The sequence below is a fragment of the Caballeronia sp. PC1 genome (assembly GCF_021353155.1).
In the GTDB taxonomy this organism is placed as follows: domain Bacteria; phylum Pseudomonadota; class Gammaproteobacteria; order Burkholderiales; family Burkholderiaceae; genus Caballeronia; species Caballeronia cordobensis.
This window is the reverse complement of sequence record NZ_JAJUBH010000001.1, coordinates 560110-576830: the sequence shown is the minus strand read 5'-3', so window position 1 is coordinate 576830 and position 16721 is coordinate 560110. Positions and strand designations below refer to the sequence as shown.

The window sequence follows — 16721 nt, the reverse complement described above, 5'->3', positions numbered from 1 at the left end:
AGTCTCACACAAAAATGAATTGTGAGTCTCCACAGCGGCCCAGGTCGGTGTTGGAGCACACATTACCGGTACTTTGCGCTGTTGCTTACCTTTAACCATAAAAGGACGTGATCATGAAGAAATCCCTCCTCGTAGCATCCCTGTTGGCTGCTGTTGCTCTGGCTGCATGCAACAAGTCTAGCGAAACGGCTGCTCCGAGCGCTGCAAGCGAAGCCCCGGCAGCTTCGGCTCCGGCTGCTGCTGCTTCGGACGCAAACGCTGCTGCATCGAGCGCTTCGGCCGCTGCAAGCGACGCAGCTTCGGCTGCTGGCGCGGCTTCGGACGCTGCTGCTTCGGCTGCTGCCCCGGCATCGGGCGCAAGCCAGTAAGGCTTGCCGGCGCTTTGCGCCGTCATGCGACAGGCCGCTCAATGCGGCCCGTCAACGAAAAAACCGGCTCTTGGGCCGGTTTTTTCGTATCTGCTTTTTATCAGTTCTTCTGCGGGTTTCCTGCGCCGCACGGTGCGCCCGGAGAAGTGTCTAGAGCGCGAGCCAGTCGAACCCTTCGGCTTGCGTCGCCACCACCACATCGACGGCCGACGCGTCCAGCACCGCCGCGAGTGCCGCCTGCGCGAGATGCGGCAGATTGTTTTGCTGGCTGAGATGAGCGGCCACGAGATGACGCAGCCTCGAACGATCGAGCGATGCGAGTATGGCCGCCGCCGCTTCGTTGTTCAGGTGTCCGTGATTCCCGCCGATGCGCGCCTTGAGCATGGGCGGATAGCGGCTCGCGGCGAGCATCTCGACATCGTGATTGGATTCGAGCACGAGCGCGTCACAGCCGCTCAGCACGTTCGTGATGTGCGGCGTCGAAACGCCGACGTCCGTCAGAACGCCGAGGCGGCACGCGCCGTCGGAGAAGACGTATTGCAGCGGCTCGCGGGCGTCGTGAGGGACGGTATAGGGCAGCACGCTCAGATCGCCGATAGCGACGCTCTCGTCGCCCCATAACACGTTCAATTCGACGCCGGCTTCATCGGCGCCGATCGCGCGCGCCGTGCCCCAGCTCATATGCAGCGGAATGGACCATTTGCGCGCGAGCGTCAGCGCGCTGCCGATATGGTCCGAATGCTCGTGCGTGATGACGATGGCGTCGAGATCTTCCACGCGGCAGTTCAGGCGCTCGAGACGGCGCGCGACTTCCTTGCCGGAGAAACCGCAATCGAGCAGCACGCGCGTGGTGGTCGTGCCGCTCGATGCCTCGACGAGCAATGCATTGCCCTCGCTGCCGCTGCCGAGACTGGCGAATCTCACGATGTCGTCGGCATGTCGTTTAGTTCAACTGCGCGTGCAGCAGGGAGACGATACGCTGCGCATCGGACGAGGTATCCGGCTGGCCGTTCGCATCGACGACGCCGACTTGCGTCACCGAATCCGCCTTCGGCTTCACGTTGACCAAGAACTGGCGCGTGGGCTTCGGCGTGTTGCTCGAGAACATCTTGCCGAAGATGCCTTCCTTCTTCAGCTCGGCCATCGAATCGGAGAAGTGCACGTAGTAGATGCCCTTCTCGCGATCGCGATTGTCGACCGTGAAGTTCGTGCGATCGAGCGCGAGGCCGACGCGCAGCCAGGCGCGATCGAACGGCTCGGCGAGATCGAGCGTGGAGCCGTTCGCGCCCGGGTCCACCGCCACCTTCGCACCGGCCGGACGCGCCTCGGCGATCAGCTTCTTCGACTGGGCTTCGGTCAGGCCGAATTTCTGCATCAGCTTGCCGAGCACCGCGGATTCGAGCGCCGGATTGCGCGGACGCGCTTCCCAGCGCGAGGACGTCTTGTCCTGCCCCGTCAGCACTTCTTCCATTGCGCTGTGCGTGATGGAAATGTCGGTCGAGCCGTCCGATGCGCGGTCCACCTGCGTGCGGAACATGTCGCGCGTGCCCGACGAATACGCGAAATCCAGCAGCTTGCCCACGCTGTTCCTGAACCAGTCGCTCGGAATGTTCGCGCGGTTTTCGGCCCAGTCGGTCGCCATGATGCCGTTTTGCGCCGAATCGGTCTTGAGCGTGAAGCCGTTCTCTTCCCAGAACTCCTTGAGCGGACCCCAGATCTGATCGGGCGAGCGGCCGTCGACCACGAGCCACTGGCGGTCGCCGTCCTTCTCGACGTGCATGCCGTACGGGTCTTGCGCCGTCGGCACGCCGAGCGTTGCATTGCCTGCGGGCGTGACCGCGCGTTCGGCTGCGCCGCCGAGCGCGTTGACCTTGGGCGGCGCGGCATAGCGCTGGCTGATGTCGGCCGTGCTCAGATCGGACGGCACGCTGAGTGACGGCGCGGTTTCGGCGGCCTTGTAGTTGACGCGATCCGGCGCGAGCCAGTCGTTGAGCGTGTCGCAACCCGCGAGCGCGAACAGCGCGCTGGCGCCCAGCGACAGCACGCTCAGGCGTTTGGCTTGAGTAAGAAAAGCGGAACGTTTCATGAGGTCCTTCTTTGCTGCTGATGACGCATTGCTTCGCGCCGATTCCGCCCTAGCCAGGCAGGTCGACGAGTCCAATGAGCGGCGGTTGATGACTGAAGGCGTGGTTCATTTCGATCACTGGCGGCGGCGCGGGATTTCGATTCTTTGTGGCTTGGCGCGCCGCCTCGCGTGATCAGCCGAGCAGTCCGGATTCGCGCAACGCGTCACGCACGACGTCGTGATAGCGCGCGTCGAGCGGCGTGAGCGGCAGACGGATGCCGCCTTCCATGCGGCCCAGTTCGGCAAGCGCCCACTTGGCCGGAATCGGATTCGATTCGCAGAAGAGTTGCTTGTGCAGCGACAGCAGTTTCAGATGGATACGGCGCGCGGTGATGGCGTCGCCTTCCAGCGCGGCGCGGCAAAGCTGGCTCATTTCCTTCGGCGCGACGTTCGCGGTCACCGAAATGTTGCCGTGTCCGCCGAGCAGCATCAGCGCGATGGCCGTGGGATCGTCGCCGCTGAAAATGCTGAACTGCGCCGGCGCGTGCTTGATCAGATGCGCCGCGCGGTCGATGTTGCCCGTTGCTTCCTTCACGCCGATGATGCCCGGCACTTGCGCGAGACGCAGAATGGTCTCGTTGCTCATGTCGGCAACGGTGCGGCCCGGCACGTTGTAGAGGATGACCGGCAGATCGACGGCTTCGGCGATCGCCTTGAAGTGGCGATACATGCCTTCCTGCGTCGGCTTGTTGTAATACGGAACCACTTGCAGCGTGGCGTCGGCGCCGACCTTTTTCGCGTGCTTCGAGAGTTCGATCGCTTCCGCGGTCGAATTGCCGCCCGCGCCCGCGATGATCGGAAAGCGCTTCGCCGCATGCTCGACGGCCGTCTGAATCATCAGGATGTGCTCTTCGACCGACAGAGTGGCCGATTCGCCGCTCGTGCCCACGACGACGAGACCGTTCGAGCCCTGTTCGACGTGCCAGTCGACCAGTTTTCGAAACGCCGGCAGATCGAGACTACCGTCCTCGTGCATCGGTGTGACGATGGCAGGAATGCTGCCGCGGATCTGGATGCCGCCGTGTGTTCCGTTTGTCATGAAACTCTATGAATTTAATCGAAAATTTAATCGCGAAAAGCGATATTACGCGATTGTAGCGGATTAGCCGGACAACGCGTAACGTGGCGGACCCGGGGGTGTGTTACCGGTTGTGTCTTCCGGGGCGAGCGCGGTTTGCGCCAACGCATCCGCTGCCTGCCGTTCGCGAACCGCGCAGATTCGCTGCACGTAGGCAGCACGCGGGTTGTCGACGAATCCGTCTTCGTAGGCGACCACGCGCAACCGCCCGCGCACGGCGTCGAGCAGTTCGCCGGGTTGCAGCAGAAACGCGGGATTCGACGGCTTGCCGATGCTGCCGTTACCCGCCGCGAAGGTTTCGTAAATCAGCACGCCGCCGGGCGCGAGCGCATCGATCAGATGCCCGAAGAGCGGCCGATGCAGGTAGTTCGTGACGACCACCGCGTCGAACATGCGGTGCGCCGGAATCGCCCAGGGCGCGCCTTCGATATCCGCCGTCAGCGTTTCGACGCCCGCGCATGCGTGCATCGAAGCCAGCGCCTCGGCGTCGCGGTCGATCGCGAGCACGCTCATTCCGCGCGATGCGAACCAGCGCGCATGCCGCCCGCTGCCCGCGGCGACATCGAGCACGGTGCCGCCGGGCGCAACGAGATGCGCCCAGCGCGTGACCCAACCGCTCGGCGCGCCTTCCATCAGTTGTAGGACAGGCCCATGGCCTCGCGCACGTCGCGCATCGTTTCCGTGGCGAATTTACGGGCCTTGTCGCAACCGTCCGCGACGATCGCGCGCAGCAGCGACGGATCGTCCATGTACTTCTGCGCGCGCTCCAGCATGGGCTGCTGCTCGCGCAGGATGCCTTCGATCACCGGCTGCTTGCATTCCAGACAGCCGATGCCCGCGCTGCGGCAGCCCTTCTGCACCCATTTGTGCGTCTCTTCGTCGGTGTAGACCTCGTGCAGCTTCCACACCGGGCACTTGTCCGGATCGCCCGGATCGGTGCGGCGCACGCGCGCGGGGTCCGTCGGCATCTTGCGGACTTTCTGCTCGATGGTCGCGGCATCCTCGCGCAGCCCGATGGTGTTGCCGTAGGACTTCGACATCTTCTGGCCGTCGAGGCCCGGCATGCGCGACGCCTCCGTCAGCAAGACCTGCGGCTCGACCAGAATGATCTTGCGCGAGCCTTCCAGATAGCCGAAGAGTCGCTCGCGATCGTTCATCGACAGGCTTTGCGATTCCTGCAGCATCGCGCGCGCCTGTTCGAGCGCTTCGTCGTCGCCTTCCTGCTGATACGCGACGCGCAGCTCGTGGTACAGCTTCGCGCGCTTGCCGCCGAGCTTCTTGGCGGCGTCCATGGCCTTTTCCTCGAAGTCCGGCTCGCGTCCGTAGAGATAGTTGAAGCGGCGCGCGATTTCGCGCGTCATTTCGACGTGCGGCACCTGATCCTCGCCGACCGGCACGAGCGACGCGCGGTACAGCAGAATGTCCGCCGCCATCAGCACCGGATAGCCGAGAAAGCCGTAGGTGGAGAGATCCTTCTCCTTCAGCTTCTCGATCTGCTCCTTGTAGGTCGGCACGCGTTCGAGCCAGCCGAGCGGCGTGCCCATGCCGAGCAGCAGCGAAAGTTCGGCGTGCTCGGGCACGCGGCTCTGGATGAAGAGCGTCGCCTGCGCCGGATCGATGCCCGACGCCAGCCAGTCGATGAGCACCTCCCAGACGTTTTTCTCGATGACCTCGGGCGTCTCGTAGTGCGTCGTGAGCGCGTGCCAGTCGACCACCGCGAAGAAGCACGGGTACTCGGACTGCAGCCGCACCCAGTTTTTCAGCACGCCGTGGTAGTGGCCGAGGTGCAGCGACCCGGTGGGCCGCATGCCGGAGAAGATACGGTCAGGGAACATGATGTTATGGAAAGAGTGATGCGAGGGGATTCAGGATGGCCGACACCGCCGTATAGCCGACGTTCACGAGCGGCCCGAGCCAGAAGCGCGTCAGCACACCCGTGACGACGAGCGCCATCACGATGAAGAAACCGTACGGTTCGAGCTTCGAAAACGCGATCGACGCGCGCACCGGCAAAAGCGCCATGACGACGCGGCCGCCGTCGAGCGGCGGCAGCGGAAACAGATTCAGCACGCCGAGCACGAGATTCACGCCGACGCCGGCGGCCGCCATGCGCGTGAGGAACTGCTCGTCGACGTGAAAGGCCGCGAGCATCACCGCGATCACGCCCCAGACGATCGCCTGCACGAAATTGCTGCCGGGACCGGCCGCGGCGACCCACAGGCTGCCCCAGCGCGGATTGCGCAGATTGCCGAACGCCACCGGCACGGGCTTCGCGTAGCCGAACATGAACGCGCCGCTCGTCACGAAATAGAGCACGATGGGAATCACGATTGTGCCGATCGGGTCGATGTGGCGCATCGGATTCATGGAAACGCGGCCCAGAACGTAGGCCGTGTTGTCGCCGAGCAGTCGCGCGGCATAGCCATGCGCGGCCTCGTGCAGCGTGATCGCGAAGATCACCGGGAGCGCGTAGACCGCGATGGTTTGTATCAGGGAAGGATCCATAGGGCGGTATTGTATCAAGCAGGCAGGGCTGGACAGGCGCGCGCGGCGGCGCCACACGCGCACATTTTCGCCCCATGATGTGCCGGAACACTTAATCGGGACTTACGCCCGTGTGCGTCACTGCGCGGCGCTTACGCCGTGAGCCCGAACGGTTCGAGACTGCCTCTCCCCGCGCGCACGAGCACTGGCTCCCCCGAAGAAAGATCGATGACGGTCGACGGCTCCGCCGGACACGCGCCCGAATCGATCACGAGTTCGATCTGCTTCTCCAGCCGCTCGCGAATTTCGTCGGGATCGTTGATCGGCTCGGTGTCGGGCGGCAGGATCAGCGTCGTTGCGAGCAACGGTTCGCCGAGCGCCTCCAGCAGATCGAGCGTGATCCGGTGATCCGGCACGCGCAACCCGATCGTCTTGCGCGACGGATGCGAGAGCCGCCGCGGCACTTCCTTCGTCGCCTGCAGGACGAACACGTACGGCCCCGGCGTCACCGACTTGATCAGCCGGTATTGCTGATTGTCGACCATCGCGAAATTGGACAGCTCGGAGAGATCGCGCACGAGCAGCGAGAGCAGTTGCTTGTCGTCGATGCCGCGGATGCGCCGCAATCGCTCGGCCGCGTCCTTGTCGTCGAGATGGCAGGCGAGCGCGTAGCTCGAATCGGTCGGCAGCGCGACGAGCCCGCCGCCGCGAATGATTTCCACGGCCTGATTGATGAGCCGCGGCTGCGGATTGTCCGGATGAATGCGAAAGAATTGAGACATGGCGACGCCTTCTTGTTTCGATCGTTATCGAAAAGGCGGCGCGCGGCGCGGACCGCGCGCAGTGACGCGCCTTCCCGGTGTTGCGTGCGGAAATACCGTTGATGCAAAGACCGTGCGCGCGGCAAGAATGCGCGCAGGGATGCTAAACCCAGCGTTCCCAGACGGGCGTGAGATCGTCGGGCAGCGGCGGAAGCCGGCCGAGATCGACGCGCCCCTCGCCCGCGCCGTGGAAATCCGAACCGCGCGAGGCCTCGAAGCCGTAGCGGCGCGCGACATCGGCGTACTCGCGGTACTGGTCGGGCGTGTGGCTGCCCGTCACGACTTCGATCGCATGGCCGCCGAGCTGGATGAATTCGTCGAAGAGCGCGGCGAATTCGACCGGCGTGTAGTCGTAGCGGCCCGGATGCGCGATGATCGGCTCGCCGCCCGCTCCCCTGATCCACCCGATCGCGTCCGCGAGCTTCGCCCAGCGATGCCCGACGAAGCCCGGCTTGCCGTCGCCGAGATAGCGCGCGAACACTTCCGAGGTCGATTGCGCGTAGCCCGCTTCGACCAGATAGCGCGCGAAATGCGTGCGCGAGATCATGTCGGGATCGTCCGTGTAGCGCAGCGCGCCTTCGTAGCAGTTCGGAATGCCGACCGCATCGAGCGCTTCGCCGATCGCCACGCCCCGCGCCGCGCGCCCGTTGCGCGTGGCTTCGAGCCCGCACAGCAGCGCTTCATTGGCCGGATCGACGTTCATGCCGACGATATGCACCGTGCGCGACGCCCACGTCACCGAAATCTCGACGCCCGGCAAATAGCCCATGCCCAGCGCCTCGGCCGCCTTCTTCGCTTCCTCTTGCCCGCCGAGCTGATCGTGATCGGTCAGCGACCACAGCGTCACGCCGTTCGCATGCGCGCGCGCCGCGACCTCGGCGGGCGCAAACTGGCCGTCGGATACGGTGGAATGGCAATGCAGATCGGCGTTCATCGTGGACTCGTGAGTTTCAATGACATTCTAACTGTAACGGCCTCATGCGACGGCAGACCCGCCGGTTATGCCGTTGCCGCGTTCCGTGCGGTTCCATGCCGTTCATGCGCAAAACGCTTCGATCAGCGCGGCGACGCGTTCCGGCTGATCGTGATGAATCATGTGGCCGGCTTCATCGACGATTTCCTCGCGCCAGTCGGGAAACGCGGCGAAGCGCGTCTTGAACTCGGCGACGGGCGTGTCGCCCGCGAAGCCCGCGAGCGTCGGCGAATCCTTTGCCTCGACGTGCAGCACCGGCGCGGCGACGCGCGTCCAGGCCGCGCTCACTTCATCCAGCCGATACAACGTCGGTCCCCGCAACTTGTGCGCCGGATCGGCGAGCAGATGAAAGCGCCCGTCCGCTTCCTCGCGCGACCAGTGCTGCGCGAGATAGCGCGCGCGTGCCAACGGCAGACGCGGATTCGTGCGGATGAGCCGGTCCGCGACTTCGTCGAGGCTCGCGTAGCTGCGTAGCGCGGGCGGCACGCGCAGATCGTCGAGCCATTGCGTGAGACGCCCCGGCGCCTGCGAGGCGCACGCCGCCGGCAGACCAAAGCCTTCGAGATCGACCACGCGGCGCACGCGCCCGGGCCGCACGCCCGCGTACAGCAGGCACACGTTCGCGCCCATGCTGTGCCCGACGAGATTCGCTGGCGCGCCCGGCGTGTAGTGATCGAGCAGCAGGTCGAGATCGGCGAGATAGTCGGGAAAGTAATAGTGACCGCCGCCGTGTTGCGCGACCGGCCAGTCCGACAGGCCGAAACCGCGCGCGTCGGGCGCGAGCACTTGCCAGTCGCCCGCGAGCGCATCGACGACGAACTGGAACGACGCCGAGACATCCATCCAGCCGTGCAGCATGACGAGCATCGGTGCGTCGGGCGAACCCCAGCGGCGCACGTGCAGACGCACGCCGCGCGCGTCGACGAAATCGGAGCGCGATTCTTTCATGATGGGATCTTTGCGAAAAAGGATGATCGTTCGATTATAGCGGCCGGTTCTGCGTCGCGTCGTCGAGGCCGGCGAGCGCACGCAGTTCGGCTTCGTCGAACCCGGCGTCGCGGCGCGCTTCGAAGTTGAACGGCCCGCGCAGCTTCGGCGCGTGGTATTGCGCGGCGAGGCGTTCGTAGGTCGTGTGCGGATCGAGACCCTCGCCGTCGCACAGATGACGGAACCAGCGATTGCCGATCAACACATGGCCGATTTCGTCGCGCAGGATCACATCGAGAATCGCTGCCGACGCGTGGTCGCCCGCCTGCGCGAGACGCTTTCTAATGGGCGGCGACGCGTCCAGCCCGCGCGCCTCCAGCGTGCGCGGCACGAGCGCCATGCGCGCGAGCACATCGCCGCGCGTGCGCTGCGCCATCTCCCACAGACCGTCGTGCGCGGGGAAATCGCCGTAAGCATGGCCGAACTCGGCGAGCCGCGCGCTGAGCAGCGTGAAGTGATGCGCTTCCTCGGCGGCCACTTTCAACCAGTCAAGATAAAAACCAACTTGCATGGAGGGAAAGCGCCAGACGGCATCGAGGGCCAGATTGATCGCGTTGAATTCGATATGCGCGAGCGCATGCAGCAGCACGGCGCGCCCCGCCTCGGACTGCATGCCGCGGCGCTTGAGCGACGACGGTTCGACGAGCTCGGGCCGCGCGGGCCGGCCGGGCAGATCGTCCGGTTCGTCGAACGCCGCGCCCGGCTCGATGCGCTCAGGCGCCGCCCGCGCCGCGTCCCACAGCGCGCGGGCGTGCGCCGCCTTGGCCGCGGGCTCGCGCTCGCGCAGGATGTGGAGCGCCGCGAGGCGCGCGCAGTGGCTCGGGTTTGGGGCAATCGCGGAGTCGTGCATCGAACTATCTCGAAAACGGCGTCGAAGGCGGCAGTCCGGCGGACGGATGTCGCAAACAGCTAAAATAGTAATCCCGGTGAACGCCGCAATCCGCGCAACGATCGCGCGGCAAGATCCGCCACGCCGCACCGGCAGGCGCGCATTTTAGCGCCGCCGCCGCGCGGCGCGCCCCGCGCCTCATCCCCACGACACCACGCCCAGGAGACAATGTGGCCATCTACAAACTCGGCGACGACGCCCCCACCATCCACGAAAGCGTGTTTCTCGCGGATACCGCGACCATCATCGGCCGCGTGACGCTCGAGGAAAACGCGAGCGTCTGGCCGGCGGCCGTCCTGCGCGGCGACAACGAGCCGATCGTCGTCGGGCGCGGCAGCAACGTGCAGGAAGGCGCGGTGCTGCACGCGGACCCGGGTTTTCCGCTCACGATCGAAAATGACGTCACCGTCGGCCATCAGGCGATGCTGCACGGCTGCACGATCAAGGAAGGCTCGCTGATCGGCATTCAGGCGGTGGTCTTGAATGGCGCGGTGATCGGCCGCAACTGTCTGGTTGGCGCGGGCGCCGTCGTTACCGAAGGCAAGGTGTTCCCGGACAACACGCTGATTCTCGGCTCGCCCGCGAAGGCGGTCCGGGAAATCGGCGAGGCGGATATCGCCCGCATGCGCGCGGCCACGGCAAGTTATGCCGACCGGCGCGAATATTACAAGGCGCAGCTCGTGCGCATCGGCTGAAGACCGGAAAGAACGAGCGAGCCCCAAACCCCAAGGAAGAGTTGTGAACGACCAGTTGCAGAAATTCATGTTCAACGCGGCGCCCGTGCGCGGCGAGATCGTTTCGTTGCGCAGTACGTGGCAGGAAGTGCTCGCGCGCCGCGCCTACCCGCCGGCCGTGCGCAACGTGCTCGGCGAGATGATGGCCGCGTGCGCGCTGCTGTCTGCGAACCTCAAATTCGACGGCACGCTCGTCATGCAGATCTACGGCGACGGCCCCGTGAAGATGCTGGTCGTGCAGTGCAACTCGAACCTGTCGCTGCGCGCCACCGCGAAACTCGCCGAAGGCGTGGAAGCCGAGCTCGAAAACGAGATGTCGCTTCCCGAACTGCTGAACCGTCACGGTCGCGGCCGCTGCGTCATCACCCTCGATCCCGCAGACAAGAAACCGGGACAGCAGCCGTATCAGGGCATCGTGCCGCTCTCGGGCGAGCACGGCCCGCTTTCCTCGATGGCCGAAGTGCTCGAGCATTACATGCATCACTCGGAGCAGCTCGACACGCGCCTGTGGCTCGCCGCGGACACGGATCGCGCCGTCGGCATGCTGCTGCAGAAGCTGCCGGGCGATGGCGGCATCGTTCCCCATCCCGGCGAGCACGACGCCGACACCTGGCAGCGCGTCTGCCATCTCGGCAGCACGCTTTCGACGGAAGAATTGCTGAAGGAAGAACCGGAGACCGTTTTCAAGCGCCTTTTCTGGCAAGAGAACGTGCAGCACTTCGAGCCGGCGGCGGCGCGCTTCCAGTGCACCTGCTCGCGCGAGAAAGTCGGCGGCATGCTGAAGATGCTCGGCCGCGAGGAAGTCGACAGCGTGCTGGCGGAACGCGGCGAAGTCGAGGTGCATTGCGAGTTCTGCAACCAGCGCTACGACTTCGACTCCGTCGACGTTGCGCAACTTTTTGTCGCAAAAGAGCTCTCACAAGGAGTCAGTCCGGCGCCGGGACAGCGGCACTGAGCGCGGCTTTGGCACATGGCATCGCGTTTGTCGCGGATGCCGGGGCGCGGCGAGCGATCGCCACGCCCGCCCGCGGCGGGTCTCTCGCGAAATCCGCCGCGCGTTATGATGTGATTTTTGTTTAGTTGTCCGACCCGCTGGAGGTCGCAAAATGAAAACCGCAACGCTCAATCGGAATCTCATGTCGTGCATCGCCGGCGCGGCGCTCCTCGCCAGCTGCGCGATGGATCCGCCCGGCCCTTCGCCGATCTATAGCCGTCTGCCCGACAGCGCGCCCGCGCCCCAGCAAGCGCTCACGCCGCAACAGCAGATGGAACGCTACAACGCCATCGACAAGCAGGCGCTGAACGAATCGCAACAGGCCGCCGCCGCGGGCAATGCCGCGAAGACGATGTCGCAGTTCTATGCGCCCATGCCGGTGTCCGTGTATGGCGGATATTCGAGCGGCGGCTGGGGCGGCCCGTACTGGGGCACGGGCGTCGGATTCGGCACCTGGTGGTGAGCGGGCCGGAAACACATCGGCGGAAAGAAAAATGGCGCGGTCGATGACCGCGCCATTTTTTTTATGCAGTTCGATAAGACCGGGAGGCTACTGACCTGCCCCCTGCTTCTTCGCTTCCGCTTTTTCCTTCTGCGCTTTCTTGTCCAGATCGCGCAACTCCTGCTTCGAACGCGACACGGGATTCGGCACCACGCGCAACGGCGCCGCCGAAACCTGCCCGCGCGTCGAGCCGTTCATGCCCGGCACGTTCGCGGAGTTGACGGGCGCGGTCGAATTCGGCGAGACGAACTGCACGAACACCTCGCTGTCCTTCACCATGCCCATTTCATAGCGCGCACGCTCTTCCACGGCAGCGGTGCCGCCTTGCAGGTCCTGCACTTCGCCCTGGACGCGCTCATTGCGCAAGCGCAGATTCGTGTTCTTCTCCGTCTGCTGTGCAAGCTGCTGCTGCAATTCGTGCACGCGCAGCCAGCCGCCATGCCCCCACCAGAGCGGGTACTGGATCAACACCAGCAACAGAACCAGAACGACAGTTACGAGCCGCATTCACGTAGCCGAAATAAGCGCAGCCCGGCGGCCTCGATTGACTTCGAGAACCGTGGGCCGCGGGCTTCAAAAGATGACTTAACGTCCTTTATCGACTAAAGCGGCAAAAGCTTTAGCGCAAGTTGTAGAACGCCGACTTGCCGGGGTAGCTCGCGATATCGCCGAGATCTTCCTCGATGCGCAACAACTGGTTGTACTTCGAGATGCGGTCGCTGCGCGACAGCGAGCCGGTCTTGATCTGACCGGCGTTCAGGCCGACCGCGATATCGGCGATCGTCGAATCTTCCGTCTCGCCCGAACGGTGCGAGATGACCGCCGTGTAGCCCGCGCGCTTGGCCATTTCGATCGCCGCGAAAGTTTCCGTCAGCGTGCCGATCTGGTTGATCTTGATGAGGATCGAGTTCGCGATGCCCTTCTCGATGCCTTCCTTCAGGATGCGCGTGTTGGTCACGAACAGGTCGTCGCCGACGAGCTGGATTTTCTTGCCGAGCTTGTCCGTCAGCAGCTTCCAGCCTTCCCAGTCGGACTCGTGCATGCCGTCTTCGATGGAGACGATCGGGAACTTGTCGGCGAGCGTCGCGAGATAGTCCGTGAATTCCGCCGACGACAGTTGCAGGCCTTCGCCCGCGAGCTGGTACTTGCCGTCGTGATAGAACTCGCTCGCCGCGCAGTCGAGCGCGAGCAGCACGTCTTCACCGGCGCGATAGCCGGCCTTCTCGATGGCTTGCAGAATGGTCGACAGGCATTCGTCGTTGCTGCCGAAGTTCGGCGCGAAGCCGCCTTCGTCGCCCACCGCCGTGCTCATGCCGCGCTCGGCCAGAATCTTCTTGAGCGCGTGGAACACTTCCGCGCCGCAGCGCAGCGCTTCGCGGAACGTCGGCTGGCTCACCGGCACGATCATGAATTCCTGGATGTCCAGGCTGTTGTTCGCGTGCGCGCCGCCGTTGACGATGTTCATCATCGGCACCGGAAGCTGCATCGCGCCGGAGCCGCCGAAGTAGCGGTACAGCGGCAGGCCGGCTTCTTCAGCAGCGGCCTTCGCGACCGCCATCGAAACGGCGAGCATCGCGTTCGCGCCGAGGCGCGACTTGTTGTCGGTGCCGTCGAGTTCGAGCAGGGTCTTGTCGAGGAAAGCCTGTTCCGAGGCGTCGAGGCCCATGATGGCTTCGGAAATCTCGGTGTTGATGTGTTCGACCGCCTTCAGCACGCCCTTGCCGTTATAGCGGCCGGCTTCGTCGTCGCGCAGTTCGATGGCTTCGCGCGAACCGGTGGACGCACCCGACGGCACCGCGGCGCGGCCCATCGTGCCCGATTCGAGCAACACGTCGCATTCGACGGTCGGATTGCCTCGCGAATCGAGAATCTCGCGGCCGATGATATCTACGATAGCACTCATGGTTTCCTCAAGAAATGACGATGAATTCTGTCAGTCACAACGAAGCGCGCCGCGCGGTTTTACACTTCGATACACCCTTCGGCGCACGCTTCACTGGCTTCGCTCAGACCTTCCCGATGACCGCCGGGTTCAGTTCCGGCGCACAGAGCGGTCGTTCGGGACCGGCGTTGTCGGTCCATGTGACCCCTCGCGACACGGGCGCCGATGGTGACGCCCGCGTTGCACTACCTGTTGCTGCCGATGCTCAGTTGAAATCGTTCTCGAGAAACGCGCCGCTTTTCACGGCGCGATCGATCGTGATGAGCGTATTGAGCAGCGCTTCCATATGATGCAGCGGCACCGCGTTCGGGCCGTCCGACTTCGCGCACGCCGGGTCCGGATGCGTCTCCATGAAGAGACCGGCCACACCGGTTGCGACCGCCGCGCGCGCGAGCACCGGCACGAATTCGCGCTGGCCGCCCGAGCTCGTGCCCTGCCCGCCCGGCAACTGTACCGAATGGGTTGCATCGAACACGACCGGCGCGTTGGTTTCGCGCATGATCGCGAGCGAGCGCATGTCGGACACGAGATTGTTATAACCGAACGACACGCCGCGCTCGCATGCCATGAAGCGGTCTTCCGAGAGACCCGCTTCTCGCGCGGCGTCGCGCGCCTTGTCGATCACGTTTTTCATGTCGTGCGGCGCGAGAAACTGGCCCTTCTTGATGTTCACCGGCTTGCCCGAGCGCGCGCACGCGTGGATGAAGTCGGTCTGACGGCACAGGAACGCGGGCGTTTGCAGCACGTCGACGACCGACGCGACCGCTTCGATTTCCTCTTCCGTGTGCACGTCCGTGAGAACGGGCACGCCAAGCTGCTTCTTCACTTCACCGAGAATGCGCAGGCCTTCGTCCATGCCGGGGCCGCGAAACGACTTGCCGGAGCTGCGGTTCGCCTTGTCGAACGACGACTTGTAGATGAAGGGCACGCCGAGCTTCTGCGTGATTTCCTTCAGCCGCCCGGCGACGTCGATGGTCATTTGCTCCGACTCGACGACGCACGTGCCCGCGATCAGGAAGAACGGCTTGTCCAGACCGGCTTCGAAGTGACACAGCTTCATGCTTGCGCTCCCGCGGTGGCCGTAGCGCGCACCGGCGTCTTCGCGCCCGCGCCTTCGGCATGCGCGCGCGCCGCTTCGACGAACGCCTTGAAGAGCGGATGCCCGTCGCGCGGCGTCGAGGTGAACTCGGGGTGGAACTGCACGCCGACGAACCACGGGTGCAGCGACTGCGGCAACTCCATCATTTCGGGCAAATCCTCGCTCGGGGTACGGGCGCTGATGATAAGCCCGCCCGCCTCGAGCTGGGGCACGAAACGGTTATTGACTTCATAACGGTGACGATGACGCTCGTTCACATCGCTGCCGTAAATGCGCTCGGCCATCGTGCCGGGCTTGATCGGGCACTTCTGCGAGCCGAGACGCATCGTGCCGCCGAGATCCGACTCTTCGCTGCGCTTTTCGATGCGGCCCGCGCGGTCGTACCACTCGGTGATGAGCGCGACGACCGGATTGTTCGTGTCCTGATCGAACTCGGTGGAATTCGCATCGGCGAGGCCGGCGACGTCGCGTGCGAATTCGATCACCGCGAGCTGCATGCCGAGGCAGATGCCGAGATACGGCGTCTTCGATTCGCGCGCATAGCGGATCGCCTTGATCTTGCCTTCCGTGCCGCGACGGCCGAAACCGCCCGGCACGAGCACGGCGTCGAGATGCTTCAGCGCATCGGTGCCTTCGGCGTCGATCTGCTCGGAATCGATGTACTCGATGTTGACCTTCGTCGACGTATGAATGGCCGCATGACGCAGCGCTTCGATGAGCGACTTGTACGACTCCGTGAGCTCGACATACTTGCCGACCATGCCGATGGTCACTTCGCTCTTCGGGTTCTCGAGCTTTTGCACGAGGTCAGACCACATCGAGAGATCGGCGGGCGGCGGCGCGAGCTTCAGCTCTTCGCAGATGATGTCGTCGAGATGCTGGTCGTTGAGCATCTGCGGAATCTTGTAGATGCTGTCCGCGTCCCACACCGAGATCACGGCGTCTTCCGGCACGTTCGAGAACATCGAGATCTTCGAGCGCTCGTCGTCGGGAATCGGGCGGTCGGCGCGGCACAAGAGCACATTCGGATAGATACCGATTTCGCGCAGCTTCTGCACGCTGTGCTGCGTGGGCTTGGTCTTGAGTTCGCCCGCGGTCGCGATGAACGGCACCAGCGTCAGGTGCACGAAGCACGCGCTGTTGCGGCCCATGCGCAGGCTCATCTGACGCGCGGCTTCGAGGAACGGCAGCGATTCGATGTCGCCCACCGTGCCGCCGACTTCGACGATCGCCACGTCCGGCTGGCCGCACGTCGCCGCTGCGGCGCCGCGCTCCACGAAAGCCTGGATTTCGTTGGTGATGTGCGGAATGACCTGCACCGTCTTGCCGAGATACTCGCCGCGGCGTTCCTTGCGGATCACCGATTCGTAGATCTGGCCGGTGGTGAAGTTATTGGCCTTGCGCATCTTCGTACTGATGAAGCGCTCGTAATGGCCGAGGTCGAGGTCGGTCTCCGCGCCGTCTTCCGTCACGAACACTTCCCCGTGCTGAAACGGGCTCATCGTGCCGGGATCGACGTTGATGTAGGGATCGAGCTTGAGGAGAGTGACTTTGAGACCGCGCGATTCGAGGATCGCGGCGAGGGAGGCGGCGGCAATACCCTTGCCAAGGGACGAAACTACGCCGCCGGTGACGAATACATATTTGGTCATCGCTAGATGCTCGCGGGAAAAACGGATTATACCGTAAAGGCAGGTTCCCACGAAGCGCGAGCGTGACCGGAAT

The 16721-nt window shown here is 64.4% G+C and carries 19 protein-coding genes; 5 read left to right on the top strand and 14 right to left on the bottom strand.

From position 1 onward, the window contains the following. Positions 1 to 113 precede the first annotated feature (113 nt). Positions 114 to 368, top strand: a complete 255-nt coding sequence (locus tag LY284_RS02805) for a hypothetical protein (protein ID WP_041731112.1) — start codon at positions 114 to 116, stop codon at positions 366 to 368. A gap of 150 nt (positions 369 to 518) precedes the next feature. Here the strand turns inward: LY284_RS02805 and LY284_RS02800 are convergent, their stop codons facing one another. After that, positions 519 to 1292, bottom strand: coding sequence for an MBL fold metallo-hydrolase (locus LY284_RS02800; RefSeq protein WP_014191808.1), 774 nt, complete (start codon positions 1290 to 1292; stop codon positions 519 to 521). Positions 1293 to 1311: 19 nt separating this feature from the next. Further along, positions 1312 to 2454 carry an outer membrane protein assembly factor BamC gene (gene bamC, locus LY284_RS02795; RefSeq protein ID WP_014191809.1) on the bottom strand — a complete coding sequence of 381 codons (1143 nt, stop codon included), beginning with the start codon at positions 2452 to 2454 and terminating at the stop codon, positions 1312 to 1314. Here bamC and LY284_RS02790 point away from each other — a divergent pair. Further along, entirely contained in the window at positions 2453 to 2626 is a 174-nt protein-coding gene (locus LY284_RS02790) for a hypothetical protein (protein ID WP_175582466.1), read from the top strand. The genes bamC and LY284_RS02790 overlap by 2 nt on opposite strands. On the opposite strand, the gene dapA is transcribed toward LY284_RS02790, so the two are convergent. From dapA to LY284_RS02750, 8 genes are all read right to left on the bottom strand, one after another. Next, on the bottom strand, positions 2627 to 3532 hold the full coding sequence (dapA, locus tag LY284_RS02785; protein ID WP_014191810.1) for a 4-hydroxy-tetrahydrodipicolinate synthase: 906 nt from the start codon (positions 3530 to 3532) through the stop codon (positions 2627 to 2629). It abuts the gene before it with no gap. A 63-nt stretch (positions 3533 to 3595) separates the two neighbouring features. Next, the gene (locus LY284_RS02780) at positions 3596 to 4204 is read right to left on the bottom strand and encodes a bifunctional 2-polyprenyl-6-hydroxyphenol methylase/3-demethylubiquinol 3-O-methyltransferase UbiG (RefSeq protein WP_014191811.1); all 609 of its coding nucleotides are present in this window, start codon (positions 4202 to 4204) and stop codon (positions 3596 to 3598) included. Next, on the bottom strand, positions 4204 to 5406 hold the full coding sequence (locus LY284_RS02775) for a tryptophan--tRNA ligase (RefSeq protein ID WP_014191812.1): 1203 nt from the start codon (positions 5404 to 5406) through the stop codon (positions 4204 to 4206). Before LY284_RS02775 ends, LY284_RS02780 begins: the two co-directional genes overlap by 1 nt. A 4-nt stretch (positions 5407 to 5410) precedes the next feature. Continuing rightward, positions 5411 to 6076 carry a site-2 protease family protein gene (locus tag LY284_RS02770; RefSeq protein ID WP_014191813.1) on the bottom strand — a complete coding sequence of 222 codons (666 nt, stop codon included), beginning with the start codon at positions 6074 to 6076 and terminating at the stop codon, positions 5411 to 5413. A 131-nt stretch (positions 6077 to 6207) separates the two neighbouring features. Then, positions 6208 to 6837, bottom strand: coding sequence for an L-threonylcarbamoyladenylate synthase (locus tag LY284_RS02765; protein ID WP_014191814.1), 630 nt, complete (start codon positions 6835 to 6837; stop codon positions 6208 to 6210). A 142-nt stretch (positions 6838 to 6979) separates the two neighbouring features. Further along, the gene (locus tag LY284_RS02760; RefSeq protein WP_014191815.1) at positions 6980 to 7810 is read right to left on the bottom strand and encodes a 3',5'-nucleoside bisphosphate phosphatase; all 831 of its coding nucleotides are present in this window, start codon (positions 7808 to 7810) and stop codon (positions 6980 to 6982) included. A 102-nt stretch (positions 7811 to 7912) separates the two neighbouring features. Beyond that, complete coding sequence (locus LY284_RS02755) at positions 7913 to 8797, bottom strand: alpha/beta fold hydrolase (protein ID WP_041730511.1); 885 nt, start codon at positions 8795 to 8797, stop codon at positions 7913 to 7915. A gap of 34 nt (positions 8798 to 8831) precedes the next feature. After that, positions 8832 to 9686, bottom strand: a complete 855-nt coding sequence (locus tag LY284_RS02750; protein WP_041730512.1) for a ferritin-like domain-containing protein — start codon at positions 9684 to 9686, stop codon at positions 8832 to 8834. A gap of 209 nt (positions 9687 to 9895) precedes the next feature. Here LY284_RS02750 and LY284_RS02745 point away from each other — a divergent pair, with 209 nt between their 5' ends. The 3 genes from LY284_RS02745 (at position 9896) to LY284_RS02735 (ending at position 11916) form a co-directional block, all read left to right on the top strand. Next, a complete protein-coding gene (locus LY284_RS02745; RefSeq protein WP_014191818.1) occupies positions 9896 to 10420 on the top strand; it encodes a gamma carbonic anhydrase family protein in 525 nt (174 codons plus the stop codon). Positions 10421 to 10463: 43 nt separating this feature from the next. Then, positions 10464 to 11414 carry an Hsp33 family molecular chaperone HslO gene (hslO, locus tag LY284_RS02740; protein ID WP_014191819.1) on the top strand — a complete coding sequence of 317 codons (951 nt, stop codon included), beginning with the start codon at positions 10464 to 10466 and terminating at the stop codon, positions 11412 to 11414. 151 nt (positions 11415 to 11565) lie between these two features. Beyond that, on the top strand, positions 11566 to 11916 hold the full coding sequence (locus LY284_RS02735) for a hypothetical protein (protein WP_014191820.1): 351 nt from the start codon (positions 11566 to 11568) through the stop codon (positions 11914 to 11916). Positions 11917 to 12003: 87 nt separating this feature from the next. Here the strand turns inward: LY284_RS02735 and ftsB are convergent, their stop codons facing one another. From ftsB to LY284_RS02715, 4 genes are all read right to left on the bottom strand, one after another. Next, positions 12004 to 12462, bottom strand: a complete 459-nt coding sequence (ftsB, locus tag LY284_RS02730) for a cell division protein FtsB (protein ID WP_014191821.1) — start codon at positions 12460 to 12462, stop codon at positions 12004 to 12006. A 112-nt stretch (positions 12463 to 12574) separates the two neighbouring features. Continuing rightward, positions 12575 to 13858, bottom strand: coding sequence for a phosphopyruvate hydratase (gene eno, locus LY284_RS02725; protein ID WP_014191822.1), 1284 nt, complete (start codon positions 13856 to 13858; stop codon positions 12575 to 12577). A gap of 244 nt (positions 13859 to 14102) precedes the next feature. Beyond that, positions 14103 to 14957 carry a 3-deoxy-8-phosphooctulonate synthase gene (gene kdsA / locus LY284_RS02720; RefSeq protein WP_014191823.1) on the bottom strand — a complete coding sequence of 285 codons (855 nt, stop codon included), beginning with the start codon at positions 14955 to 14957 and terminating at the stop codon, positions 14103 to 14105. Next, positions 14954 to 16648 (bottom strand): CTP synthase, encoded by a 1695-nt coding sequence (locus LY284_RS02715; RefSeq protein ID WP_014191824.1) that lies wholly within the window; start codon positions 16646 to 16648, stop codon positions 14954 to 14956. Before LY284_RS02715 ends, kdsA begins: the two co-directional genes overlap by 4 nt. Positions 16649 to 16721: the final 73 nt, after the last annotated feature.